The 22,827-nt window shown below is 70.8% G+C and carries 24 protein-coding genes; 8 read left to right on the top strand and 16 right to left on the bottom strand.

Annotated elements, in window-relative coordinates:
• Window positions 1-41 precede the first annotated feature (41 nt).
• Both B7C62_20230 and B7C62_20225 read right to left on the bottom strand, forming a co-directional pair.
• Window positions 42-524 carry a GNAT family N-acetyltransferase gene (locus tag B7C62_20230; protein ARF74305.1) on the bottom strand — a complete coding sequence of 161 codons (483 nt, stop codon included), beginning with the start codon at window positions 522-524 and terminating at the stop codon, window positions 42-44.
• 192 nt (window positions 525-716) lie between these two features.
• On the bottom strand, window positions 717-1,088 hold the full coding sequence (locus B7C62_20225; protein ARF74304.1) for a hypothetical protein: 372 nt from the start codon (window positions 1,086-1,088) through the stop codon (window positions 717-719).
• Window positions 1,089-1,191: 103 nt separating this feature from the next.
• Between B7C62_20225 and B7C62_20220 the strand changes: the two genes are divergently transcribed.
• Window positions 1,192-1,755: a hypothetical protein gene (locus B7C62_20220; protein ID ARF74303.1), complete on the top strand. Its 564-nt coding sequence runs from the start codon at window positions 1,192-1,194 to the stop codon at window positions 1,753-1,755.
• On the opposite strand, the gene B7C62_20215 is transcribed toward B7C62_20220, so the two are convergent.
• Entirely contained in the window at window positions 1,739-2,344 is a 606-nt protein-coding gene (locus B7C62_20215) for a hypothetical protein (GenBank protein ID ARF74302.1), read from the bottom strand. The genes B7C62_20220 and B7C62_20215 overlap by 17 nt on opposite strands.
• Before the next feature lie 167 nt (window positions 2,345-2,511).
• Here B7C62_20215 and B7C62_20210 point away from each other — a divergent pair, with 167 nt between their 5' ends.
• On the top strand, window positions 2,512-3,732 hold the full coding sequence (locus B7C62_20210) for a transcriptional regulator (protein ID ARF74301.1): 1,221 nt from the start codon (window positions 2,512-2,514) through the stop codon (window positions 3,730-3,732).
• Between the two features lie 118 nt (window positions 3,733-3,850).
• On the opposite strand, the gene B7C62_20205 is transcribed toward B7C62_20210, so the two are convergent.
• The 3 genes from B7C62_20205 to B7C62_20195 are packed head-to-tail and all read right to left on the bottom strand — an operon-like array spanning window position 3,851 to window position 6,647.
• Window positions 3,851-4,441, bottom strand: coding sequence for a hypothetical protein (locus B7C62_20205; protein ID ARF74300.1), 591 nt, complete (start codon window positions 4,439-4,441; stop codon window positions 3,851-3,853).
• Entirely contained in the window at window positions 4,438-6,246 is a 1,809-nt protein-coding gene (locus B7C62_20200) for a hypothetical protein (protein ARF74299.1), read from the bottom strand. Before B7C62_20200 ends, B7C62_20205 begins: the two co-directional genes overlap by 4 nt.
• Window positions 6,243-6,647, bottom strand: a complete 405-nt coding sequence (locus B7C62_20195; GenBank protein ARF77284.1) for a hypothetical protein — start codon at window positions 6,645-6,647, stop codon at window positions 6,243-6,245. Before B7C62_20195 ends, B7C62_20200 begins: the two co-directional genes overlap by 4 nt.
• A gap of 274 nt (window positions 6,648-6,921) precedes the next feature.
• Between B7C62_20195 and B7C62_20190 the strand changes: the two genes are divergently transcribed.
• The gene (locus B7C62_20190) at window positions 6,922-8,115 is read left to right on the top strand and encodes a hypothetical protein (protein ARF74298.1); all 1,194 of its coding nucleotides are present in this window, start codon (window positions 6,922-6,924) and stop codon (window positions 8,113-8,115) included.
• A 39-nt stretch (window positions 8,116-8,154) separates the two neighbouring features.
• Here the strand turns inward: B7C62_20190 and B7C62_20185 are convergent, their stop codons facing one another.
• Complete coding sequence (locus tag B7C62_20185; protein ID ARF74297.1) at window positions 8,155-8,574, bottom strand: hypothetical protein; 420 nt, start codon at window positions 8,572-8,574, stop codon at window positions 8,155-8,157.
• Window positions 8,575-8,683: 109 nt separating this feature from the next.
• On the opposite strand from B7C62_20185, the gene B7C62_20180 reads away from it, so the two are divergent.
• Together B7C62_20180 and B7C62_20175 are read left to right on the top strand one after the other, a co-directional pair.
• Window positions 8,684-9,619, top strand: coding sequence for an RNA polymerase subunit sigma-24 (locus tag B7C62_20180; protein ARF74296.1), 936 nt, complete (start codon window positions 8,684-8,686; stop codon window positions 9,617-9,619).
• Between the two features lie 344 nt (window positions 9,620-9,963).
• The gene (locus tag B7C62_20175) at window positions 9,964-10,506 is read left to right on the top strand and encodes a hypothetical protein (protein ARF74295.1); all 543 of its coding nucleotides are present in this window, start codon (window positions 9,964-9,966) and stop codon (window positions 10,504-10,506) included.
• Window positions 10,507-10,738: 232 nt separating this feature from the next.
• Here B7C62_20175 and B7C62_20170 read toward each other — a convergent pair whose 3' ends face one another.
• From B7C62_20170 to B7C62_20150, 5 genes are all read right to left on the bottom strand, one after another.
• Complete coding sequence (locus tag B7C62_20170) at window positions 10,739-10,972, bottom strand: hypothetical protein (GenBank protein ID ARF74294.1); 234 nt, start codon at window positions 10,970-10,972, stop codon at window positions 10,739-10,741.
• A gap of 216 nt (window positions 10,973-11,188) precedes the next feature.
• Complete coding sequence (locus B7C62_20165) at window positions 11,189-11,515, bottom strand: hypothetical protein (GenBank protein ARF74293.1); 327 nt, start codon at window positions 11,513-11,515, stop codon at window positions 11,189-11,191.
• Between the two features lie 165 nt (window positions 11,516-11,680).
• Window positions 11,681-13,126 (bottom strand): hypothetical protein, encoded by a 1,446-nt coding sequence (locus tag B7C62_20160; GenBank protein ARF74292.1) that lies wholly within the window; start codon window positions 13,124-13,126, stop codon window positions 11,681-11,683.
• A 314-nt stretch (window positions 13,127-13,440) separates the two neighbouring features.
• Window positions 13,441-14,337 (bottom strand): LysR family transcriptional regulator, encoded by an 897-nt coding sequence (locus B7C62_20155; GenBank protein ARF74291.1) that lies wholly within the window; start codon window positions 14,335-14,337, stop codon window positions 13,441-13,443.
• Window positions 14,338-14,428: 91 nt separating this feature from the next.
• Complete coding sequence (locus B7C62_20150) at window positions 14,429-15,187, bottom strand: short chain dehydrogenase (protein ARF74290.1); 759 nt, start codon at window positions 15,185-15,187, stop codon at window positions 14,429-14,431.
• 250 nt (window positions 15,188-15,437) lie between these two features.
• Between B7C62_20150 and B7C62_20145 the strand changes: the two genes are divergently transcribed.
• On the top strand, window positions 15,438-16,235 hold the full coding sequence (locus tag B7C62_20145) for a short-chain dehydrogenase (GenBank protein ID ARF74289.1): 798 nt from the start codon (window positions 15,438-15,440) through the stop codon (window positions 16,233-16,235).
• A gap of 89 nt (window positions 16,236-16,324) precedes the next feature.
• Window positions 16,325-18,421, top strand: a complete 2,097-nt coding sequence (locus B7C62_20140; GenBank protein ARF74288.1) for a serine/threonine protein kinase — start codon at window positions 16,325-16,327, stop codon at window positions 18,419-18,421.
• A gap of 47 nt (window positions 18,422-18,468) precedes the next feature.
• Here the strand turns inward: B7C62_20140 and B7C62_20135 are convergent, their stop codons facing one another.
• The 4 genes from B7C62_20135 to B7C62_20120 form a co-directional block, all read right to left on the bottom strand.
• A complete protein-coding gene (locus B7C62_20135; protein ID ARF74287.1) occupies window positions 18,469-18,966 on the bottom strand; it encodes a hypothetical protein in 498 nt (165 codons plus the stop codon).
• Window positions 18,967-19,011: 45 nt separating this feature from the next.
• Window positions 19,012-19,569: a hypothetical protein gene (locus tag B7C62_20130; protein ARF74286.1), complete on the bottom strand. Its 558-nt coding sequence runs from the start codon at window positions 19,567-19,569 to the stop codon at window positions 19,012-19,014.
• Window positions 19,570-19,867: 298 nt separating this feature from the next.
• The gene (locus B7C62_20125) at window positions 19,868-20,857 is read right to left on the bottom strand and encodes an aldo/keto reductase (protein ID ARF74285.1); all 990 of its coding nucleotides are present in this window, start codon (window positions 20,855-20,857) and stop codon (window positions 19,868-19,870) included.
• An 81-nt stretch (window positions 20,858-20,938) separates the two neighbouring features.
• Window positions 20,939-21,427: a MarR family transcriptional regulator gene (locus B7C62_20120; protein ARF77283.1), complete on the bottom strand. Its 489-nt coding sequence runs from the start codon at window positions 21,425-21,427 to the stop codon at window positions 20,939-20,941.
• A 248-nt stretch (window positions 21,428-21,675) separates the two neighbouring features.
• Here B7C62_20120 and B7C62_20115 point away from each other — a divergent pair, with 248 nt between their 5' ends.
• Window positions 21,676-22,755: an EamA family transporter gene (locus B7C62_20115; GenBank protein ID ARF74284.1), complete on the top strand. Its 1,080-nt coding sequence runs from the start codon at window positions 21,676-21,678 to the stop codon at window positions 22,753-22,755.
• Window positions 22,756-22,827 lie beyond the last annotated feature (72 nt).

Genomic DNA, 22,827 nt, shown 5'->3' with positions numbered 1-22,827 from the left:
CGGCGCGCGTTCAGCCCTGCACGACTCTTCGGGAGCGTCAGTCACAGGGCCTTGTAGTAGCGCACCAAAGGCAACGCCGTGTACCCCGCCTTCTCGTACGTTCTCCGCGCAGGCGCATGGCCCGGGTCACCGCCGGTCCAAATGGATGCCAGAGCGACCCCGGCCTCCTTCATCCACGTGGTGGCGAACTCCGTCAGCGTCGTACCGACATCCCGGCCCTGACACTCGGGGTCAACCGCCAGCAGCTCGACGGCTCCAGCGCCCCCGTCCGGTTCCAGCACCACGGCGACGAACCCGGCCACCTTCGCTTCCGCTTCGGCGACCCAGACATGCGCTTTCCCTCCTGTGCAGGCGTCTTCGACCTCGCTCCGCTGGGACGCACGCCAATCCGGATACTGGCGCTGGAACACCTCTGGCCCCAACACCTTGGCGAAGCTCTCGTAGACAGGAACCCAGGCGCGCAGCGACAGTTCGACCACCGAGTCGAGGTCCCGAGCCTCGAACGGACGGATGTGTACCTGCATCTCTTCGCTCCCACCCCGGATGCAACCTGACCGGTACACATCCGCATCGTTCCCGTCCCGCATGATCGCAAGACGAAATCGATCCGCGCTGAGGTTTTTCGGACCGGCACCCGTCCCGATCTCATCCGTCCGGGATCGACGTGTCCAGCTCCGCCCCCTGGCGCTCTCCACCTCGCCGCTGCGCGCTGAGCTTCACCCTGCGGCCTTCACCAGAGCCATCAGTTCGGTCTCGGTGGTTCCTGCCGATACGTGCACGTCGAAGGTGTAACTGTCATCGCAGAACACCAGGTCAAGGCGCGTGGGTGTCAGCCTGCGGAAGGCGATCGCCAGCCGGACCGCGTCCTCCTCCCCCACGTCCATGTACAGGCATGTACCGTCTTCGTGCAGATAAGCCTCACCCGGGCCGTTCCCCGTGTCGAGCTCCCAGGTGAGACTGCGCACTGCGCTACGGGCCGACGAATCGACCTCGACGTCAGGCCACCGAGCACGGATGGCCTCGGTCAGCGCACACCGATCGACGTGCCATCCGCCCTCATCACCCTCGGCCACCGCCACGAACGTCATGGCCAGGGTGTATCAGATGCACATGACATGGCGCTGACCAGCAGCTACCGAAGGTGGAATGGGCTCACTGTAAGGAAGTGCGGACCCGCGACCTGTACGGGGTGTGGAGACCATGCAGACCGGGGAGGAAGCGGCGGATCTGATCGTCCTGGCGCGGCTCGGAGCCGGGCGGGAGGAGACGGTCGACGGCATCGACAGGACGACCGTCACGGCGGCGGTCGCCGCGACCGCGAAGGGCGCGGCCCCGGGCCGTACGGTCGAGGTGCCCTGTACGACACCCGGGTCCGGCCCGGAGACCGCCGACCTGGCCGAGGGCAAGGAGTACGTCCTTCTGCTCGACGCCCAGGACGACGGCCGCTTCACCCTGGTGAACACCGCACAGGGGGCGTACGGGGTGGACGGCGGCCGGGCGGTCGCGGGCGCGGACAACGACGTGGTGCTGAGCGCGGGGGTGCTCAAGGCGCTCCGCCTGCCCCCCCTAAGAGACCACTCATTTGGCGAGTCTGCGGTAGCAGATGAGAGTGCAGGCGATGCTGGTGAAGGACAGGAAGTGGCCGCCGCCAGCGGAGCAGGTGGGCTCGACAGCGGCGCGCCCGGGTTCCGGGCGCGCCGCTGTCGAGCTGTGGTCAGCCCCCGGGGGAGCCCCCGGGTCAGTGGAGCTTGTTGACGGCGGTCTTCGTCGTGGTGCGGAAGGCGGTCAGCGGGGCGTCCTTGAGGTCACCCATCTGGCCCCAGCGGATGAGGGTGACGGTGCGGCCGTCGCGGCCGACGGAGAACAGGTGGATGTCGGAGATGCCGATCTGCGGGTCGGCGGTGTCCAGGCTGTAGACCCAGGCGCCCTCCTCGACGGCGAGCTTGCCGTGGGAGGCGCTGACGGCCTGCAGGCCCGGGTTCTGCTGCTCCAGCAGGGGGCCGCAGCCGGCGAGGGCCCCGCGGAGGGTGTTGACCAGCTTCACGGCGTCGGCCTCGGTACGGGCGACGGTGGTGACCTGGACGCCGTTGGTGTCGAGCTCGGTGCTGAACTCGCGGTAGCGGGTGTTCTGCGCCGGGATCTTGTACGGGGTGCAGAGGACGCCGCCGTTCTCCGGGACGCCGGTGAAGACCTGGGTGGCGGTCCACGGCGTCGACGACGGCGGCATCTGGGAGGCGGCGAGGAAGGCGGGCTGGGCAGCGGCCTGCGCCGGGGCTGTGGCGAGGGCCGCGAGGCCCAGTGCGGCAGCGGCTGCGGTGGCGAGTGCGGCGCGGAGCTTGTTCATGGTGGTGGATCCCCCGTCGGGTCGTTCGTTCGGTCAGTGCTCAACCAGCGTGGGGCCGACGCCCGTCGGCTGCAACGATCACGCGCCCACCAGCCGTCCCGGAACCATTCCACCCCCGCTGACGTGCAAGGACGTGAAGCGTGGGACGCAGGATCGAGGGGGATGGAATGCCGAAGGACGCCGCCGTCGAGGAGTTCGCGGGGCTCGTGCGCGCGCTGAAGGCGCGGGACGGGAGGAGTTACGAGGCGCTGGGCCGACGGCTGAGCGTCAGCGCGTCCACCCTCCACCGCTACTGCTCGGGCGCGACCGTCCCGGAGGAGTTCGTCGTGGTCGACCGCCTCGCCCTGCTGTGCGGGGCCGACGAGGAGGAACGGCGGGCCCTGGAGGCGGCCTGGACGGAGGCGGACCGCGCCCGCCGCCGAGCGGCCTCGCCCGCGCCCACGCCTGTGCCGGCCGTGTCGGCCGCGCCGGAATCGAACCCGGAACCGTCCGCGCCGGAACCGGGCCCCGGCCCCGCCCCGGCCCCGACCGCGCCGGACCCGTCCGCCGCAGATCATCCGTCCGTGCCGGAGGCGCCCCGCGCCCGCCCTCGTCGTGGCGCCCCCGCTCCCCTCCTCCTCGTCGCCGCCACCGTCGCTCTCGTCGTGCTCGCCCTCGCCGCCGCCCTGCTCGGCCACCCCACCCGTACGGCTTCCGCCCCCGCTCCCGCTTCCACCGCTCCGGGGCGGACTGCGGCCCCCCTCCCCTTCACCTGGAGCATCGGTTCCCAGCTCTGGGAGGGCGGCTGCGGGCACACCTACCTCGTGGACCGGGCCCCGCGCGCGGTCGCCCCGCCGCCGGTCGCGGCCGACTCCGGGGAGTGGGCCGGGACGCACGGTGCCGTGCACGGCAGGGAGGCTCTGGTGCGGATCACGGTCCAGGGCCGGTCGCCGTCCGACGCCGTCGTCCTCCATGCCCTGCACGTGCGCGTGGTCGACCGCGCCGCGCCGCTGCCGTGGAACGCGTACCGGATGGACAACGGCTGCGGCGGCGCCGTCACCCCGCGCCACTTCGCCGTGGACCTCGACCGGCCGCGCCCGCTCGCGAGGCCCGTCGACGGCCTTGACGCTTCCGGCGCCGAGGCCCGGAAGATCCCGGCCGTCTCCTTCCCGTACAAGGTCACCTCCTCCGACCCCGAGGAGCTGCTGGTCTCCGCGCGGACGGCGGGCTGCGACTGCCGCTGGTACCTGGAGCTGGAGTGGAGCGCCGGGGGCCGTACGGGGACGGTGCGGATCACGGACGGCGGGAAGCCGTTCCGCACGAGCGGGACCAGGGGGAGGCCGGCGTACGTGCACGACTCCGCCGAAGGGCGCTGGATCACAGACTCGGACTCCGGACAGACCGGGTGAGCGCACGGAGCTCCACAGCGGTGACGGCGTCCGCTGGAGTTGGCTGGTGCTCGAGTCGGCGTGACACCGTCGCCCAGCGCCCGCTCACACCAGGCCGGGAGGTCAGGAGGTCAGGAGGTCAGGGCGAGAGGGTGGGGCCAGGCGCTGGCGTCTCGGCGGACCAGAAGGCGGAGCGGACGTTGGGGGTGGGGATCTCGCCTTCGTACGCGCGACCGTTCGCCACCTTCGTGGGCGCGGCCACCTCCGACTTGTCCACGCAGGGGCTGGTGACTTCGAAGAACGCCTGGCCCTTGTAGCCGAAGAGGACAGTGATACCGAAGCCGTCCTTGGACGTGGCGTAGATCGCTGGCAGGTCCTTGCTCGGATTCACCGTGTCGATCCGGTATCCGCTCGCCTTCCAGAAACGCTCGACCACGCCGAGGAAGTTGCCCCGGCGCTGTTCGGAGACGACCGTCATCACGGTCCAGTAGCGCGTCACATCACAACTGCCGGTGGTCGTGCCGTCGTGAACCCATTCGATCTCCGGCTTGATCGCCCCGACCGTCGCGTACAGCATCGCGTCGGCACGCTCAGCCGCGCCCTGCATGTCCATGCCTTCCAGTGCCCCATTTCCGTTCTTGGAGCCACCCAACAGCCCGCATCCGGCAAGCAGCAAGCCAGCCAAAGCCGCCGCACAGGTCAGTCGAAGGGTCCGCGTGATGTGCCTCATCGATGCTTCTCCCTCACGATGGCATCAGGTCGTCCTGCGACGATGTTGGCGATGTTGTCCGCCGACACCCGGTCCTTTTGGGGAGTGAAGTACTGGGAGTGGGCGTCAAAGAGTCCCATGTCGCGGATCATCCTGGGTCCGTCGTTGACCTCGAAGCGCTGTGCTCCGAAGGCCGCGCTCGCCGGGTCCTTGCCGAAGTACAGATCGTCGTTGCCGATGTCGAAGAGGTCGCGTCCCGTCCTGAGCCCCACCGGGCCTCCAGTGATCCAGCCGAGCGCCACCTCGTCCTTCGTGGGCAAGTGGGTGACCGGATCGTTGTCGGCGGCACCGACGAACACATGATCCTTGCCGACACCGAGTTCCGTCGCCTTCTGCGCGTCCACACCAGGGCTCCCGAGCAGGATCACGTCATCGACGCCCGGGATGCCGCCGGACTCCTTGGCAGCCGTGCCCACGGTGAGTGAGCCGTAGGAATGGCCGATCGCCGTCACATGCGGGTCCGCGTTCTTGTTCGTCGCCGAGATGCCCGCCATGAACTCGTTGTACGCCGGGGCACCCCGTTGCGCATCGCCCCTCGACATCACGTCCACGTTCTGCGGGGCGTCATAGCCCAGCCAGATGATCGAGGCAGTGGACGGGTCCACCCGCCGGGCTCCCCTGGCCGTGTCCTGGGCCCGCTTCATCGTGTCCTCGACGAACTCGCCGTCGAGCTTGGTGCCGAGACCGGGAACGTACGCCGAGACGTTGCGGGACATGTCCGGGTTGCCGTACGAGACGATCGCGCGTCCGTTGCCCTCGTCTCCGATGCCCAGAAGGAACATGGGCGGGTGGCTCGGCTTGTCCAGTTTCTCCTGGATCATGCGGAGGGCGTCGAGCTTGGTCCTCGCGTCGTCGCCGCCCCGTCGCGCCAACTCGTCCATGAGGACCGGCAGGTAGGTGCGGTTCGCCTCGTCGCGGGCGGCTGCCGGGATGCCGTCCAGGTCGCCGATCAGGTCCGGGGCGACCTTCAGGTACTCCTGTCGCTGTTCTTCGGTCAGGCCGTCCCACCACTTCTTGCGCTCGGCGGGGCTCTTGTCCTCCGGGATGCCCTCGCCGAGGTGCATACCGGCGGCGGAGCGGACGTCGGCGGTGTCCCGGGCGACGTCCTTCAGCGTGGCCGCGGTGACGTCGAGACCCTTCTCCGCCCTCAGGCCGTTGAGGGTCTTCGCGTACCGGGCGTCGATCTCCTGCGCGGACCGTACGGCCCGGGCGATGCGGTCGGCCACGTCCTGCGCCTTCGCCGCGTTCGGGTTCAGCGGCTTGAAGCCCCCGTAGCCGGGGTGCAGCGGCGGCTGCCCCTGCGGGCCGGGGCCGGGCGGTTCCAGTGGGAGGCGGGAGCTGCCCCGGGCCCTGCTGCCGGGGGTCTCCTGTTTCGCCCCGGTCACGTCCTCGACCTCGACAGCCGGGTAGCTGACGGAACCGTCCGCGTGGACGGTGAAGTTCAGGGCGGCGGCGTCCGCGAGGGCCCGCTTCAACTGGTTCTGGGGCTCGGCGAGATCACCGGCCAGGCCGTTGAGCGCGGTACGGACGAGCCCGCACTCGGTGTGTACGTACTGGAAGTTGCGGCTGAGGCGCCGGAGCCTGCCGAGGGCCGCCTCCGCCGCGTCGCTCTCCTGGGTCTCGCGGAGCTTCGCGGACATCGCACGGTCGACCCGTACCCGGTCGGAGGCCGAACGGCCCGAGACCTCGTGCCATTTTTTGCTTGCCTCTGTGAACTCGGAGGTCTTGAGGTCGCGCAGCAGCTGCCAGGTGAGGGTTCCGGTCACCGCTTCGCGTCCGCCCCGTGAACGGTGTCGACGGCCTTGAGGGACCTGTCGACCGCGCGCTCCGTCTCGCCCATCTCCCCGGCGACCGTCAGCAAGGTCCCCTTGAGCTGTTCGCACTCGTCCCGCACCGCCTGGAGGCGCTCCTCCCAGGACGTCAGCACGCTCTTGAGGGCCGCGACGGAGCTGAGGCCGGCGGCCCCCGCGTCGATGCCCTCGTGGCCGGGCCCCAGCGCCGACCTGCTCTTCTCCGCCCGGGTACGCAGATCCCCGGCCGTGCCGGAGGCGCTGACCCAGGGGCCCTTGCTGTGCTTGAGCCTTCCGGTTCCGCCCGTGCCGGTCCCGGGGTCGGAGGCCGCCGAGGCGAGCCTCGTCGCGGGCCCCTCGTCGGTCGGTCCGAACATCTCCTGCCAGCGCTCCGAATGCGACACGGCTCCCCCGTCCATCTGCGTTCCGCTTCTGCGCCCAGAGAGATTAGCGCAGCGCATGCACATGTACGCGATCGGGAACAGGTCTCGAACAGGAGGACGGCGGTATCCGGTCAGGTCACCGTCTCCGTCCCTGTCCCTGCACCTGTCCCCCGTCCCCGTCGCCGCCGCTGTCCCCGTCGCCGCCCCCATCCCCGTCCCGTTTTCGGCTTCGGTCAGGCAGACTGACAGCAGGTGTTAGGGGGCACAGGTGCTGAAGAATCGCCAGGGGCACGGGAGTCGAAGGCAGCAGCGGGATGAGACCGTCCGCCTGGACGAGGAGATCACCGCCTTCGGCGAGTTGCTCACCGCCCATACGTTCGTCCCCGGGCAACCCGGTGCCGACGCGGACGCGGTAGCCGATTACCGGCGGGCCCTGGACGCGTATGAGCAGGCGACCCGGAGTCTCGGGGCGGGGCGGCGGCGTTCCGGCGCAGGGCGGCGGCTTCTCCCCTCGCCGGGGCGCCCGGACAACCTGGGTGCGCTCCGCGCGCTGGACGAGGGGCGGCACGCCCTGGCCTGTCTGGACGCGCGGCTGTCGGGGAAGCCCCTGCCCGAGCGGCTTCCGCTCTGCTTCTTCGATCCTCGCCACGGCCCCTCCGTCAGCGAGCACCCGTGGGCGCCGGGCGGCGGTGCGGTGCGGATGATCGCGGTGTGCGCGGCGGACGCGGTACGCCTCTCCGAGGGGGACGGGCCTGCCGTCGGCGCCCCGGCCCACGGCGCCGGTCCCGGCTCATCCCCGTCGACGCGTACACCGGCCGCCGGAAGCAGGCCCGTACCGCAGAAGCGGGCGGCGCCTGTCGCAGCCGCTCCCCTGCGCGATGCCCCCGTGCCCGGCAGGAAGCCACGGCTGCGGGAGCGGTACACCGGCAAGCAGCTCGCGTTGAGGGGCCTGCTCGCTCTGCTGACCGTCCACGCGGTCGCGCTGTACGCGACGGGCGGCGTCGACGGCTTGTGGGGGAAGCCGCTCGACGGTATCGCAGGTGTTCTGTTCGCCTCCTTCCTCGGCACCGCCCTGGGCGCCGTTGGCTGTCTCTTCGCATCCGCCACCTACTCCCACCTTTCGGTCCTGTGGCGGACAGCGCGTCGAGGCGAACGAGTGCGGGCCCCCTTCGTACGCCGACAGACCAGTAAACAGGGGAAGCACTATCACGTCTTCGCCGTCACCGATGTGACGGGCCGTCGGCACGAGTACCGGCGTTCGGTGGGCGGTCCGGCGGTGGCCCCCCTGCCGTACCGCAAGGTCTGGTACGTCCAAGGAGTCGTGGACAGCGACAATCCGCTCGGAATCCTGGCGCCCCTGTGGATGGCCCTCGTTACCTGCGTGTGCGCGGCGCTGACGGTGGTGTTTGCCCCTTTCGCGCTGTTCTTGATCCCGGGGCTGCTGATCCGCGCTCTCTTCTGACCTCCGTGCGCCGCCGGACGTCGGACGCGCCACCGGACATCAGACGCGCCTCACCGACGGCAGCGTCATCACCAGTGCCAGCACGCTCAGCCCGAACATCAGCACGCCCAGGGGGAGATGGACCGACGAAAGGTGCGCGATGCCCACCGCCACCTGGACCGAGGCGAGGACCAGGAAGCCGGTCGCGTACCAGACCGGCCGGGGCGAACCCCCGCCCAACCTCCAGGCCAGCAACGCCGCGAGTACGTACAGCATCGACGCCCCGTACATCACCCGCGCCCCGACGCTGTGCAGCATCTCCCCGTACGTCGTGGTGAACAGCAGCCCTGCGGAGACCGCTTGGACGAAGATGGTCAAGGTCTGAAGGGCGACCGCGACCTGGAGGAACGAGAAGCGGAAGCGGTGCTGCTGCCGTGCTGTCGTTGTTGTTGCCGTCGTTGCCGTCGCCCGAGTGGCCATGTCACGGTCCTCTTTTCCTGCCCGAACCTGGGCACTTGGCCGATCGATAAGGTCTTCACCAGTCCGACGGCACAGACGCGCGAAAGGTAAGGCGAGGGGGCGTTCAGGCATGGGGGCAGATGGGGCGGGCGTCGGTACGGTGGCCGGTGAGCGGCGTCAACTGATCAATGTGGCCTACCGGTTGCTCGGGTCGCTGGCCGAGGCCGAGGACGCCGTGCAGGAGGCGTACGCCCGCTGGTACGCCCTGCCGCGCGGCCGGCAGGACGAGGTCCTCTCCCCCGGTGCCTGGCTGACGACGGTGACCGGTCGTATCTGCCTGGATGTGCTCGGCTCGGCGCGGGCCCGGCGGGAGCGCTATGTCGGGGCGTGGCTGCCCGAGCCGCTGCCCGACCGTGCCGAGTGGGGGTTCGGGCGGGGAGAAGGGGCTGCGGACCCCGCCGACCAGATGGTCCTGGACGAGTCGGTGACCATGGCCTTCCTGGTCGTACTGGAGTCGATGACGCCCGCCGAGCGGGTGGCGTTCGTCCTGCACGACGTCTTCCGCTACCCCTTCGCCGAGATCGCCGACATCCTCGGCCGCACCCCCGCGGCCTGCAAGCAGCTCGCGGCCTCCGCCCGGCGACGCGTGCGCGACGGGCGGGCCCCGATGCCCTCGGCGGGGCGAGGAGCGGCGGCGGTGGTCGAACAGGCCGCCTCCGTACGGCGGGTCAAGGAAGCCTGGGTAGCCAAGGACATCGCCGCCCTCGTCGACCTCCTCGACCCGTCCGCCGTGATGACCGCCGACGGCGGCGGCCTGGTCGGTACGGCCCTGCGGCCGATCGAGGGCGGCGCGCGCATCGCGCAGTACATGGTCGCCATCGCGGACAGGGCCCCGGGGCTCGAACTCCTGGAGCGGTCGGTCAACGGGGCGCCGGGGCTGGTGGCCCGGCGCGCCGGGACCGTCATGACCGTGGCCTCGTTCGATCTCGCCGACGACGGCCGCGTCAACCGGATCTGGGTGGTCCGGAACCCGGAGAAGCTGCGGCCGTGGCTGCGGGGCGGATGATGCGGGCGGGTGACGCGGGCAGGTGACGCGGCCCTCCGCGTGACAGCCCACGTGACGGGGACCTGCGTGAAGGGACCCGCGTTGTCCTGTGTCATCGGATCTTGCCCGTTTGCTGTCGGAGCGTGGCGACTACCGGTTTCGTGACATTGAATCTTGCTCGTGCTGTCCCGTCCTATCGGACCCTGACCAGTCTCAGCGCACCTACGTCTGCGGGCCTCGCCCCTTGTCCCTGTCCCTGCCCAGGCCCCTGGCGGTCTGGCGCCGCCGCTGTCGGAGGCCCCAGTTACGGTTGCCGGGTGAACGGATTGAGGGCACCGGCCGACGTACCCGCCCACCACGGCGCGTTGTTGCCCCTCCTGGGTGCTGACCACGAGGTCATCGACTTCTTCGCCGGTGTTGCGGATCTCGACGCGACGGACCCCGCCGACCAGGAGCTGGAAGACGGGGTCCGGCTTGCCTCCGGAGCCCGGCTGGAGCAGTTTGCGCGGGCGGCCTCGGGTGACGCGTTCTGCTTCGTCGGCGAGGGCGGAGAGGAACGCCCCGTGGTGTACGTCAGCCTCGACGGCGAGGCCGGACCGCTCGCCCTCGGACTGCCGGAGCTGGTGCGGCTGTGTCTGGTGGCACCGTGGTGGCGTGATGCTCCCGGACGGACAGCCGGAGAACTCCAGGCGGTCGCCGACGAGTACCGGGAGGACATGCCCGACCTCGACCGGCGACGCGACTGCGCGGCCCGGGCGCTCGGCCTCGATCCGGCCGGACTGCCGTCCGAGGCCGCAGCCCTGGCCCGGCTCGTGGAGCTCTCCCGAGGGCCCGTCGCCGAGGCGTGCCTTGTTGTTGGGTACGAGGGCGACCCGCTCGATCCCCTGTTCGTCAGCGACCCCAGCTGACGCTGACTGACCGGCCGCCCCGGCCCGGAACCTTGTGTGAGCCGGCCCGGGAATCTCGCCGAGTTCGCGTGCTCGGTAGGCGGCCTGTCGGCAGGCGTGCGAGCACCACGGCCGACGGCGGGCGGCTGAGGCGGATTCCATGGGGGGCAGGCAGAAGCCGCAGGTCGGCCCTGCGGGGACGCTGTGGTCGGCGTGGAGTTGGACGGGATGCTGAGGAGGCCAAACCGATCCGTCAGTCCTCCGGCCGCAACCGCTGACGAGCCGCCTCGAGCCGCCGGTCGTCATCGGGCGCGAACAGCTCGGGCAGCACCTTGTCCAACGTCCCGGCGATCCGATGGATCGGCGCCCAGACCGCCGGATCGTCGACAACACGACTGAGGTCCGTCATCTGGAGCTTCTCCAGCCAATGCGACAGCACCAGCGCCTCATCAGCCGTGAGCTCGATCGTGATCCGACTATCCCCCATGCCCACCCACCCCTACAGCTCGGCCCCGCCCTCGACCACCCGAACCTACTGGCCTGCGGCCTTGACCACATACATAGGGGCCCCCGTGACCGCTTCATACCAGCCTGCGAAGGCTAGGGCCCCTTGTCCCACAAGATTCGTTGTCGGGGGACACACGTGACGGGACCTGCATGACGGGCCACGCAGTGGCCAGCGTGACGGCCGCTCTCCGCTCGCTCAGGCCGGTGCCTGCCCCGTCTCGAAGCGGCTGATGCGGTCGCCGGTGACCGTGAAGACCCAGCGCGTCCGCATCGTGCCCCAGGCGTCGTTCGTGTAGTCGACGACGAGGGTGCGGCCGCCGTCCGAGGCGTCCACGACCTTCATGCGGCCGTTCGCCTGCGGGGAGAAGATCTCCTTCTCCGTCCAGGCGGCCAGGTCCCGCTCGCTGCCGTCGTCGGACATCGTGGCGTCCTCGGTGAGGACGGCGGTGAAGGCGTTCTTGTCGCCCGCGTTGACGGCGGCGACGAACTTCTCCACCACCGGGTCACTGATCGATGTGGTCATGCTGCTGCTCCTCCTCGGCCCGGCCGGGAACGGGTGTCCCCGGTGATCCATCCGTACCGAGTCTCTGTCGGCCTGCCCGCCGCCGCATGTCGAGCGGTCCCCCGCGTGTGGGTGAAGGGCCGAACCCCGGGGCCGGGCCCTTCACCCACACGCGACCCGCACGCGCTATCCGGCGAGAACATCACCGAAGTACGACAGCCCCTTGGGCCCGCCCACCCCCGTCGCCCCGAAGGCGGTCGAGCCGGTGGCGGTGATGCCGCTCTTGGTGGTCTTGAAGAGCCAGACCGCACCCGCGCCGTTGTTCTCGGCGAAGGCTCCGACGACCAGCTCGGCGCGGCGGTCCTTGTTGCTGTCGGTCAGCAGGACGGAGGCGCCGAACTGGTCGCGCTCCTCGGAGGTGTCGGGCACCTTGGCCGTGTTCTGGGTGAAGCCCTTCGAACCGGTGCCCGTCAGCCCCTTGGCGGAGCCGCGCAGCACGACCACCGCGCCCGCGTCGGTCTTCCCCGCGACGTCCTTGCCCGGGACGCCGACCGCGATGTCCGCGTAGCCGTCGCCGTTGGTGTCCCCGGCCGACAGGCTCCAGCCGAAGCGGTCGCCCTTCTTGGCGGTGCCGGGGACCTTGGCGGTCGACTGGGTGATACGGACCGGGGTACGGGTGGAGAGACCGGCGGCGCTGCCGTAGGTCACGGTGACCGCGCCTCCGGGGCCGCCGTTGGGCTCCTCGGCGGACTTCTCCATGAAGTTGCCGGTGACGATGTCGCCGTAACCGTCCTTGTTGACGTCGGCGATCACCGCCTCGTACCCCCCGGCGACCTTCCCGGCCGGCTTGAGGCCCGCCGTTCCGCCCTTGTAGAGGACGCTACGGGTGATGTACCCGTTCCCCTTCGCCTGCTGGCCCATGACCAGGAGGTCGGTGGCGCGGTCGCCGTTGACGTTCCCGGCGATGATCCGGTCGGCGTTGATCCCCGTCTGGTCCTGGGTGTCGATGCCGACGAGGCCCGCCGCCTTGCCCTTGCGGGAGATCGGCCCCTTGAAGATGTTCAGCTCGGGGGCGGCGATGTTCACGGCGGCCAGGTCGGTGCGGCCGTCACCGTCGAAGTCGCCGGTGGCGAGGGACCAGCCCAGCTCGCTGCGGTACTTGGGCAGCGGCGAGGAGATGTCCACGCCCTTCGACAGGCCCTTCGGCCCGCCCCAGACGACGGTGATGGTGCCGTAGGAGCTGCTCTTGCCGATCCGCTCGGAGTGCACGCCGATGACGAGGTCGGTGTAGCCGTCGCCGTCCAGGTCACCGGTGGTGAGACGGTCGCCGAAGTAGTCGCCGCCCTCCGGGGTGCCCGGGATGGTGGTCTTCGCCTGGCTGATGATGGTGCGCTTGGACCGGTCGAGGCCCTTTTTCGTGCCGTAGACAACGGCCACGTATCCGGCGTTCGCCTTCTTGCCCGCCTTGCCGAGGGGCGCGCCGATGGCGAGGTCACGGTAGCCGTCGCCGTTGAAGTCGCCGGATATCCCGGACGGCGCGGCGGCGGCGCTGCCCCCGCCGACGAGGAGCAGACCGCCGACGAGGGCGGCCGAGGCGATGGTCACAACGGTGGTACGGAGGTGCTGCTGCATGCGTGTCTTCTTCTCCTACAGCACGCGGGACGACGCCGATCGGGCCGCCCGGGTTCGGTGTTCCGGGCCGACCGCGCAGGGGCGCCGGACCCGGCTCCCGCCGGGGCTCGCGACCCGGCGTACGCATCGTCCGGTGCAGGTGAGACCGCTGGTGGGGCGGGAGGGTTGTACGGGGCGGCCGGGAGACATGCGGCGTTCATACGGGGGGTGGGTGGCGCCCCCCGTACGGCATCTGCCGACCTCGTACGGCACCTGTACGGCACCTGTACGAGTCGGCCAGGAGTTGTACGAGTCCGGGTCAGCGCCGCCCCTCCTCACCCCGGCAAGGAGCCCTGGCCCTCCCCCGCCCGGCTGAGGAACACGTCCCGGTCCCGGCACGTCGTGTGCGCGGGCCACAGCGCGTGGACGGGCACATGGACCGGCGGGTCCAGGTCGATGACGTGGGCCGTGCCGCCCGCCGCCGGGCCCGGGGGTGCCGTGACGAAGGCGATGCGGCCGGTCGCGCTGACGGCGGTGAGGGGCGGGGTGCCCTGCACCGGGTTGCGCCGGGTGTCGGGTTCCACGCCCGCCTGGCGGCACAGGCCGATCAGGAGGTCCGTGTACGCGGACGAGCCCGGCTCGCCCCACACCGTCAGCGGCTCCCCGCTCAGGTCGGCCAGGGCCACCGCGGGCCGGGTGGCGAGCGGGTGGCCCGCGGGGACGGCGACCCGGAGGCGGTGTTCGGCGATCCGGGCGCGGGTGAGGCCGGTGTCGGCGGGCATGGACCGGCTGAGGCCCACATCGCAGGCCCCGGTGAGGAGTTGGTCGCGCAGCTCGTCGGGGAAGAGCTGGCGTACGTGGGCCTGTATGCCCCGCTCCTCCGTACGGGCCCGGGTCAGCAGCTCCACCACCTCCTCCGCGGTGACCGCCGGGGTGTGGCCGATGCGCAGGTGCCCGGCCTGACCCCGGCCGATGCGCCGGGCGCGCTCCAGGGCGGCGTGCGCCTGGGCCTGGAGCGCGCGGGCGTCGTCGATCAGGGCCTGCCCGGCGGGGGTGGGGGTGACGTGCTGGTGGCCGCGGTCCAGGAGCTGGACGCCGACGTACCGCTCAAGGGTGCGGATGGAGGTGCTCAGCGCCTGCTGGCTGAGGTGCAGCCGTTCGGCCGCCCGGGTGAACCCGCCCTCCTCCGCCACGGCGACGAGGTGTTCCAGCTTGTGCAGGTCCAGGGTCACGCGGGCCTTCCGTTCTCCCGTACGCCGGAAAGGGGGTCAGCTCTCCCGTGCGCCGGGAGGGGCTCAGCTCTCCCGGCGTACGGGAAGGAGCTCAGCGGACCGTGTAGCCGCCGTTGGCGAAGATCGTCTGACCGGTGATCCAGCCGCCCTCGGTGACCAGGAACTTCACCAGCGGCGCGATGTCCTCGATCTCCGTCAGCCTGCCGCCCATGGCCTGCGACTTGTGGAACTCGACCCGCTCCGGCGTCTCCTGCGGGTAGAAGAACGGCGTGTCCATCGGCCCCGGGGCCACATTGTTCACGGCGATCCCGCGCGGGGCGAACTCCTTGGCCGCCGCCCGGGTGAAGTGCTCCAGCGGGGCCTTGGCGCCCGCGTAGGTGGCGTACCCGTCGGTGAAGGCGGCGAGCAGGGAGGTCACGAGGCTGACGATCCGCCCGCCGTCGTTGAGGCGGGCGCCCGCCTCCTGGAGGAAGAAGTACGCCGCCTTGGAGTTGATCGCGAACATGCGGTCGTACTCCTCCTCGGTGGTCTCCCCGATCGGTTTACGGAGCACCATGCCGGTGGTGTTCACGGCCACGTCCACCCCGCCGAAGGCGTCGAGCGCCTGGTCGAAGAGGCTGCGTACGCCTTCGACCCGGGTCAGGTCCTCCCGTACGACGAGGGCCTGGGCGCCCGTGCCCCGTACCGCCTCCGCCGTCTTCTCGGCATCGGCGGCGGTGTTCTCCCCGTGGTAGTGCACGACGACGTTGGCCCCGGCCTCGGCCAGGCTCCGGCTGATGAGGCCGCCGAGGTTCTTGGCGCCTCCGGCGACGACCGCGGTCTTGCCGTTCAGGGGCTGCTGCTCGCTCATGGTCGATACCTCTCTGCTCCGGCCGCATATCTCGATATGCGGCGTTCGACTGCATGCGGACGCTTTCGTTCACTTCCGGTGCAGTTTCCGTCTTCCACGCTAGGAGCGCGCCCCGGCCCCGGGGAAACACAAAGATCGCGTCGGCCCACCAGGAAGATGGGTCGGTGCAGCTCAGAGGGGGTGCGGTGGGGCCGGGGAGGCGGCCGGGAAAGCCGTTGACGTACCCGTACGGGTCACAAATGATCGACACGTGACGATCAACGAACAGCCTTCGGCACATCTGGACCAGACCCGCCCCATCGCGCTCATCACCGGTGTCGGACGCAGCATCGGCATCGGCGCGGGCATCGCCCGGCAGCTCGCCGCCTCCGGCTGGGACATCGCCTTCACCTACTGGACCCCGTACGACCGGCGCATGACGTGGGGCGCCGAGGACGGGGCCGCCACGGCCATCGCTCGGGAGCTGGAGGACTCCGGAGCCCGTACGGCGGCGATCGAGGCGGACCTCTGCGACCCCGACGCCGCGACCCGGATCTTCGACGCGGCGGAGCAGCGCCTCGGCCCGGTCACCGCGCTCGTCCTCTCGCACGCGGAGTCGGTGGACTCGGGGCTGCTGGACACCACCGTGGAGGCGTTCGACCGGCACTTCGCCGTGAACACGCGGGCCAGTTGGCTGCTGATTCGCGAGTACGGGCTCCGATTCCGCGGCGAACCGGACGCGGTCGCGGGCCGCATCGTCGCCCTCACGAGCGACCACACCGTGGGCAACCTGCCGTACGGCGCGAGCAAGGGCGCCCTGGACCGCATCACGCAGGCCGCCGCGCATGAACTGGCCCACCTCGGGGTGACGGCCAACGTCGTCAACCCCGGCCCGGTGGACACCGGTTGGATGGAAGACGGGCTGCGGGAGGAGCTCGCCCGGAGCACCCCGCTCGGCCGCACGGGCACCCCGAAGGACACGGCGCATCTGGTGGATTTCCTCTGCTCTCCGCAAGGCCAGTGGGTCAACGGGCAGTTGCTGAAGAGCAACGGCGGGGCGGCTTCCTAGGGCGGGGAACAGCGCCATCTCCGCTCCCGCTGTGTACTTCTGACGGAACGTCTACTGTGACGGGGTCCATGTAGTGCACAGGGGGTCGCATGCACAGCGAAGACAGGGCCGGAACCGGGGCCGGGGCCGGTCCCGGCAGAGCCGACGACGGGGCTGTCAGTGGCTCCGACGAGCGCTGGGCGGGCGACGGTCTCCAGCGCGCGGACCCCGGCGCACCGCAGATGTGGTCTCCCGCCGACTCACCCGCCCCCGGCAGCCCGCACCTGGTGATCGATGACCGCTACGAGCTGCGGGAGCCCATCGGCAGCGGCGGGATGGGCGAGGTGTGGAAGGCCCATGACCGGCGGCTCCGCCGCTTCGTCGCCGTCAAGGGGCTGCTCGACCGGAACGCGATGACCGCCGGAACCCAGGCCGCCGCGATGCGCCGGGCGCGGCGGGAGGCGGAGGCCATCGCCAAGATCGAGCATCCGAACGTGGTGACCGTCCACGACCAGGTCGAGACCGACAACCAGGTCTGGATCGTGATGAAGCTGCTCGAAGCCCGGTCCGTGGCTCATCTGCTGCGCGCCGAAGGGCTGTTCACGGTCCCGAGGGCGTCGGGCATCGCCCTCCAGATCCTCCGGGGCCTGCGCGCGGTGCACGCGGCCTCGGTCGTCCACCGCGATGTGAAGCCGGGCAACGTGCTGGTCCGGGACGACGGGGTGGCCGTCCTGGTGGACTTCGGGATCGCGACGTTCGAGGGCGCGGAGCAGGTGACCCGGTCCGGCAGCGTCATCGGCACGCCCCCGTACCTGGCGCCCGAACTCTTCACCCCCGGCTCCCCCGGCCCCACCCCCGCCTCCGACCTGTGGGCGCTGGGGATCACGCTGTACGAGATGGTCGAGGGACGCGTTCCCTTCGGCGGCGGCGAGGTCTGGGAGGTCCAGGAGAACATCCGGCGCGCCCCGGACCCGGTCCTGCGGTACGCCGGTCCCCTCGGCCCGGTGATCCAGGGGCTGCTGATCACGGACCCGCGCGAACGGCTGGACGCGGCCACGGCGGACGCGATGCTCCGGGAGGTGCTCGGCGACCCCCTCACGCCGCACACGGGCGCGGCAGGCCCGACGAGCCCGGCGGCACACCCCCCGACGACCGCCTCGGAGCCCGCCTCGGGCCCTGCCCCCGGCCCCGAACCCCTCGGGCCGACGGCCCCGCCCGAGCAGCAGGCGCACCCCGGCCCCGGCCCCGGCCGCCGGAAGTGGCCCTGGCTGAAGGCGGCGACGGCGACGCTCTGCGTGGCGCTGCTGGCCACGGCGGGCTGGCTGGTGGCGAAGGGCGACGATCCGGGCGGCAGCACCGGGACCGGGCCCGGCAGCAACGACACCGCGTCGGGCGGTCAGGGAGGGGGCGAGCCGGAGAGATGGAAGGACACGCACCCCACCCTGGAGATCGGCGTCAAGGACGACCAGCCGGGCCTGAGCAAGTACGACGAGAAGACGGAGACGTACGCGGGTTACGACATCGACCTGGCCTACGCGATCGCCGAACGCATGGGGTATGACAGGGACGAGGTCTCCTTCACCACGGTCGCGTCCGACCTCCGGAGCACCGCTCTCAAGACGAAGCAGGTGGACCTCGTCATCGCCTCGTACAGCATCACGGACGACCGGAAGACGGCGACGCCCGGCGGCTACAGCGTCGACTTCGCGGGCCCGTACTACGAGGCGAGCCGGGGGTTCCTGGTGCGCGAGAAGTCCAGCAAGTACACGATCAACGACTCCAGCGACCTGCGCCGGCTCAAGGTCGAGGTGTGCACGGCGCGGGAGTCGACGTACGAGAAGGAGCTGCCCAAGAGGGGCTTCACCCTGACGGACTCGCAGCCCAACACGTACCAGGACTGCCTGGACAAGCTGCTGGACGTGACGTCCGACGTCTACGCGGTGGCCTCGGACGACATCATCCTCGCGGGCTACGAGAAGGCGAACCCGGGCAAGGTGCGGCGGCTGGAGAACATCCAGGGCGCGGAGGGGTACGGCGTGGCGATGCGCCCCAAGACCCCGCTCCTGAAGGGCGAGGTGTGCGCGGCGCTGCGGGACGTGCTGGCCGGGAAGGTCTGGGAGGACATGTACCGGAAGAACCTGTCCGGCCTGATGGGCAAGAAGAACCCGCCGGGCCGCCCGGACCTGACGGAGTGCAAGGGGTACTGAGGGGGCGGTGAGCGGGGGGCGGGGTGGGCTCCCCCCGCCCCCCCTGCTCACCGCTCCGGGAACCGCTCCCCGCAGCGGCTGCAGAAGACCGGGGCGGCATCGTCGGAGAGCCGCCCGCACCCCGGGCAGACCCGGTCCAGCATGCAGGGCCCTTCGCCGCCCTCGTACGCCCCGCCCGGCGCCTTGATCGCGAGGCCGGGGCGGCGGCGGTGGACGGTCAGATACGTGAGCCCGTCGGGGCCCGCGAGGAGGGAGCGGCGGGAGGTACGGGGCAGCCAGACGACGGTGGAGCCGCCCAGCTCCAGGCCCTCGGGCCCGTCCCCGCTACCGGTACGCAGGTGCCCGCCGCCCGCCAGCACGACCAGGAGCACGTCGAGCACGTCCTCCTGGTGCTCCCCGACCTCGGCACCCGCCGGCAGCCGCACCAGATTGGCGTCCAGCTCCCGCCCCGGCTCGGCCAGCTGCCACAACGCCCCGCGCTCGTCGGGAGCGGCGGAGGCGAGGATGCCGTTCAGGACGGCGAGGACCCGTGGAGTCACGTTCACACGGCCAGGCTACGCCGCACGCCGCGGCCTCCCGCGGTGCAGCCGTCAACTGCTGGTGAAAGCCATCCAGATGCCCCCGACGGCCGCCACGACAACGCCGAGAACGATCGCCGCGTCAGCGCTGGCGCACCGCGTCCAGCGGGCTTGAGGGGCCACGGCCTCAGCCCCTGCCGCGCTCTCCGCGCGGTCGGACCTCAGCCACGTCTCGGCCTTCCGCTCCGCCTTTCCGCTCGAACCCACGAAGCGGTCGATGAGGGACCCCCCGAAGGCGAAGGAATAAATTTTCCGGTCATCATCGAGGTGGAACCGGAGCGTACCGCCGTCGTTGACCGATACGCCACGGACAGCCGATTTCGGGAGAATGTAGGTCCGCAGAGGGTTGACCACGGCGAGCTCATCGTCACGCAGAATCACCTTGCAGTTCCCGATCCTCCCGATAAATCCCATGATGGCCAGGAAAGCGGGTATCCCCTGCCACCCCTCCCGGAACCCGTTCGCAGAGCTGACCGCGAAGACGGCGATGATCCCGCCGATCCCCATACCCACAATGGCCACCCAGCAGAACACCATCCAGGAAACTCGCCGCAGCACCACATGGCCCATCTCGGCAGATCCCCTCCCCCGTCAAAATTCCCGAACAAGTCCGCTAACGCCCCCGTTCGGCGATCGCGCGAACCCGGGTCACGGAAATACTCTCCAGAGTTCCTTTACGGTCACACCCGGGACCCTCTCGACACTACATCGAGCCACTGGGGCATGTCCATGAAAATAGGCCCCGTCAGGATGGTCTCCGAATTAGCGAAATATCCCGCGCACTCCTTTTCGGATCATTCCGGTCGGCGCATGCATACGGCCGCCGCCCCACATCAGGAGCGACGGCCGCACGGTATTGCGCGGAAAGCTACCAGGCGAATGCCTCCGGGGACGGGCCCGGGCCCGGGAAGATCTCGTCCAGGCCGGTGAGTACCGCCTCGGGGAGTTCCAACTCCAGTGCGCGCAGGGCGCTTTCCAGTTGTTCCGTCGTACGGGGGCCGACGATCGGGCCCGTGATGCCGGGGCGGGTCAGCAGCCAGGCCAGGGCCGTTTCGCCGGGTTCCAGGCCGTGCTTCTCGAGCAGGTCCTCGTACGCCTGGACCTGGGACCGGACCGTGCTGTTGGCCAGGGCGTCGGCCGAGCGGCCCGAGGCGCGGCGGCCCTCCGTGGCCTCCTTCTTGATGACGCCGCCCAGCAGGCCGCCGTGGAGCGGGGACCAGGGGATGACCCCGAGGCCGTACTCCTGCGCGGCCGGGATGACCTCCATCTCGGCGCGGCGCTCGGCGAGGTTGTAGATGCACTGCTCGCTGACCAGGCCGAGCGAACCGCGCCTGGCCGCCTGCTCGTTGGCCTGGGCGATCTTGTAGCCGGGGAAGTTCGAGGAGCCCGCGTACAGGATCTTGCCCTGCTGGACCAGGACGTCGATCGCCTGCCAGATCTCCTCGAACGGGGTGTTCCGGTCGACGTGGTGGAACTGGTAGACGTCGATGCGGTCCGTCTGGAGCCGCTTGAGCGAGGCGTCGACCGCCCGCCGGATGTTCACGGCGGAGAGCTTGTCGTGGTTGGGCCAGGCTTCGCCGTCGGCGGCCATGTTCCCGTACATCTTGGTGGCCAGGACCACCTTGTCGCGGCGTCCGCCGCCCTGGGCGAACCAGGTGCCGAGGATCTCCTCGGTGCGCCCCTTGTTCTCGCCCCAGCCGTAGACGTTGGCGGTGTCGAAGAAGTTCAGGCCCGCGCCGAGCGCGGAGTCCATGATCGTGTGGCTGTCCGACTCGTTGGTCTGCGGGCCGAAGTTCATCGTCCCGAGGACGAGTCGGCTGACCTTGAGTCCGGTGCGTCCGAGCTGTGTGTACTTCATGACGCCCCAGCCAACTCCTTCGAGCCCACTCCAGGCAAGGACGCGTCGGCCGAGTGGCCGAGGTCCGCCTCCGCCCCGCCCTCAGCTGTCCTTCTCCAGCGTGTTCACCAGCGTCCGCAGCAGCCGGTTCAGCTCCTCGCAGTCCTGCGCGCTCAGGTTCGCGAGTATCCGGCGCTCGTTGCGCACATGGCCCTCCACCGTGCTGTCGACGAGGGCGCGTCCGGCGTCGGTGAGCGTGACGTACAGGCTGCGGCGGTCGCCGGGCACGGCCTCCCGGACGACCAGGCCGCGGGCGGCGAGGCGGTCGATCCGGTTCGTCAGCGCGGCGGAGCTCACCATGACGTTCGCGGCGAGCTCCTTGGGGGTGAGCGGGCGGTCGCTGCGGCGGAGCGTGGCGAGGACGTCGAACTCCCAGCGCTCCATGCCGTGCCCGGCGAAGTACCCGCCGACCTCCCTGTCCAGGAGCCGGTGCAGCCGCAGGAGCCGGCCCACCGCCCCCATGGCCTCCAGGTCCAGATCGGACCGCAGGGCGGCCCACTGGTCCAGGAAGTCGTCGACCGAGTCACGCATGGGGCCCACCTTGTTCATTCCGCCCGGCTCCCGGCCACGCTCCCGCCGGATAGTTCCACGTCGAACTGTTTGACGTCAGCCTACTCCCTGCCGTACTTTTTCGTTCGATGGGAGATAGTTCGACGTCGAATGATCGACGGTTCGTACGGGGCCGGGGTCCGCCGACCCCCGTACGAACCGCCCCGTACGGGCACCGCCCGACCACCCGACCGCCCCGTACGGCCCCGCCCGACCCCCAGGAGCCCGCCATGACCGACCAACGCCTGGTCAGGATCTCCCTCCTCACCGCCCTGGCCCCCGCCGTCTGGGGCTCCACCTACCTGGTCACCACCGAGTTCCTGCCGCCCGACCGGCCCCTGCTCGCCTCCACCGTGCGCGCCCTGCCCGCCGGGCTGGTCCTGCTCCTGATGACCCGCGTCCTGCCCCGGGGCATCTGGTGGCTGCGCGCGACCGTGCTCGGCGTCCTCAACATCGGCGCCTTCTTCTACTTCCTCTTCCTCGCCGCCTACCACCTGCCCGGCGGGGTGGCGGCCCTCGTCATGACCGTCCAGCCGATGATCGTGCTGCTCCTCGGCGCCCTCCTGCTCGGCGCCCGCATACGGCTCCTGCACATCGGCGCCTGTCTGCTCGCCGCCGCCGGGGTCGCGCTCCTGGTCCTCCAGCCGCAGGCCGCCCTGGACGGCGTCGGCGTACTCGCCGGACTGCTGGGGGCCGTGTGCATGGCGACGGGCATCGTGCTGACCAAGCGCTGGGGGCGGCCCGAAGGGGTCTCGCTGCTGGCGTTCACCGGGTGGCAGCTCACCGTCGGCGGCCTCGTCCTGCTGCCCGTCACCCTGCTCGGCGAACCGCTTCCCGACCACCTGACCTGGGGCAACGTCGGCGGCTTCGCCTACCTGAGCGTCATCGGGGCGCTGCTCGCGTACGTGGTGTGGTTCAACGGCATAGCGCGGCTGCCGGCGCTCGCCGCCTCGTTCCTGTCGTTCGCCTCGCCCCTGTGCGCCACGGTCCTCGGCTACCTCTTCATGGGGCAGACGCTGGGACCGCTCCAGCTGCTGGGCGCGGCGGGGGTCATCGGTGCGGTGGTACTGGCTCAGCTCGGTACGGGGGCACCGCCCGCGCCCGGCACGCGTACGCCGTCGGCACCGGCCGCCCCGCCCGCCTCAGCTGCCGAAGGCGGCCGACACGGCGACGACGAGGAACATGAGCACGAGCGCGGCCGCCATGATGCGGTTTCTGGTCTTCGGGTCCACCCTTCGAGCCTAACCGCACCGCCCACCGGCCCCGCGCCCAGCCCGCCCGTACCACCGCACGGCCCCGGGCGGAAGTAACGCGGGTCCGGGCGTGTCCGAGGAGCCGGGCCTATCGTTGTACTACGCGGCTGCCCGCGCGCCCGTGCGGCA

The sequence above is a fragment of the Kitasatospora albolonga genome, from assembly GCA_002082585.1.
GTDB lineage: Bacteria > Actinomycetota > Actinomycetes > Streptomycetales > Streptomycetaceae > Streptomyces > Streptomyces stephensoniae.
This window is presented reverse-complemented; position numbering and strand designations above follow the sequence as displayed.

Coding starts and splice junctions, on each gene's coding strand:
- B7C62_20230 (ARF74305.1), bottom strand. CDS start 524: ATGCAGGTACACATCCGTCCGTTCGAGGCTCGGGACCTCGACTCGGTG.
- B7C62_20225 (ARF74304.1), bottom strand. CDS start 1,088: ATGACGTTCGTGGCGGTGGCCGAGGGTGATGAGGGCGGATGGCACGTC.
- B7C62_20215 (ARF74302.1), bottom strand. CDS start 2,344: ATGAACAAGCTCCGCGCCGCACTCGCCACCGCAGCCGCTGCCGCACTG.
- B7C62_20210 (ARF74301.1), top strand. CDS start 2,512: ATGCCGAAGGACGCCGCCGTCGAGGAGTTCGCGGGGCTCGTGCGCGCG.
- B7C62_20205 (ARF74300.1), bottom strand. CDS start 4,441: ATGAGGCACATCACGCGGACCCTTCGACTGACCTGTGCGGCGGCTTTG.
- B7C62_20195 (ARF77284.1), bottom strand. CDS start 6,647: ATGTTCGGACCGACCGACGAGGGGCCCGCGACGAGGCTCGCCTCGGCG.
- B7C62_20185 (ARF74297.1), bottom strand. CDS start 8,574: ATGGCCACTCGGGCGACGGCAACGACGGCAACAACAACGACAGCACGG.
- B7C62_20180 (ARF74296.1), top strand. CDS start 8,684: ATGGGGGCAGATGGGGCGGGCGTCGGTACGGTGGCCGGTGAGCGGCGT.
- B7C62_20170 (ARF74294.1), bottom strand. CDS start 10,972: ATGGGGGATAGTCGGATCACGATCGAGCTCACGGCTGATGAGGCGCTG.
- B7C62_20165 (ARF74293.1), bottom strand. CDS start 11,515: ATGACCACATCGATCAGTGACCCGGTGGTGGAGAAGTTCGTCGCCGCC.
- B7C62_20160 (ARF74292.1), bottom strand. CDS start 13,126: ATGCAGCAGCACCTCCGTACCACCGTTGTGACCATCGCCTCGGCCGCC.
- B7C62_20150 (ARF74290.1), bottom strand. CDS start 15,187: ATGAGCGAGCAGCAGCCCCTGAACGGCAAGACCGCGGTCGTCGCCGGA.
- B7C62_20140 (ARF74288.1), top strand. CDS start 16,325: ATGCACAGCGAAGACAGGGCCGGAACCGGGGCCGGGGCCGGTCCCGGC.
- B7C62_20130 (ARF74286.1), bottom strand. CDS start 19,569: ATGGGCCATGTGGTGCTGCGGCGAGTTTCCTGGATGGTGTTCTGCTGG.
- B7C62_20125 (ARF74285.1), bottom strand. CDS start 20,857: ATGAAGTACACACAGCTCGGACGCACCGGACTCAAGGTCAGCCGACTC.
- B7C62_20120 (ARF77283.1), bottom strand. CDS start 21,427: ATGCGTGACTCGGTCGACGACTTCCTGGACCAGTGGGCCGCCCTGCGG.
- B7C62_20115 (ARF74284.1), top strand. CDS start 21,676: ATGACCGACCAACGCCTGGTCAGGATCTCCCTCCTCACCGCCCTGGCC.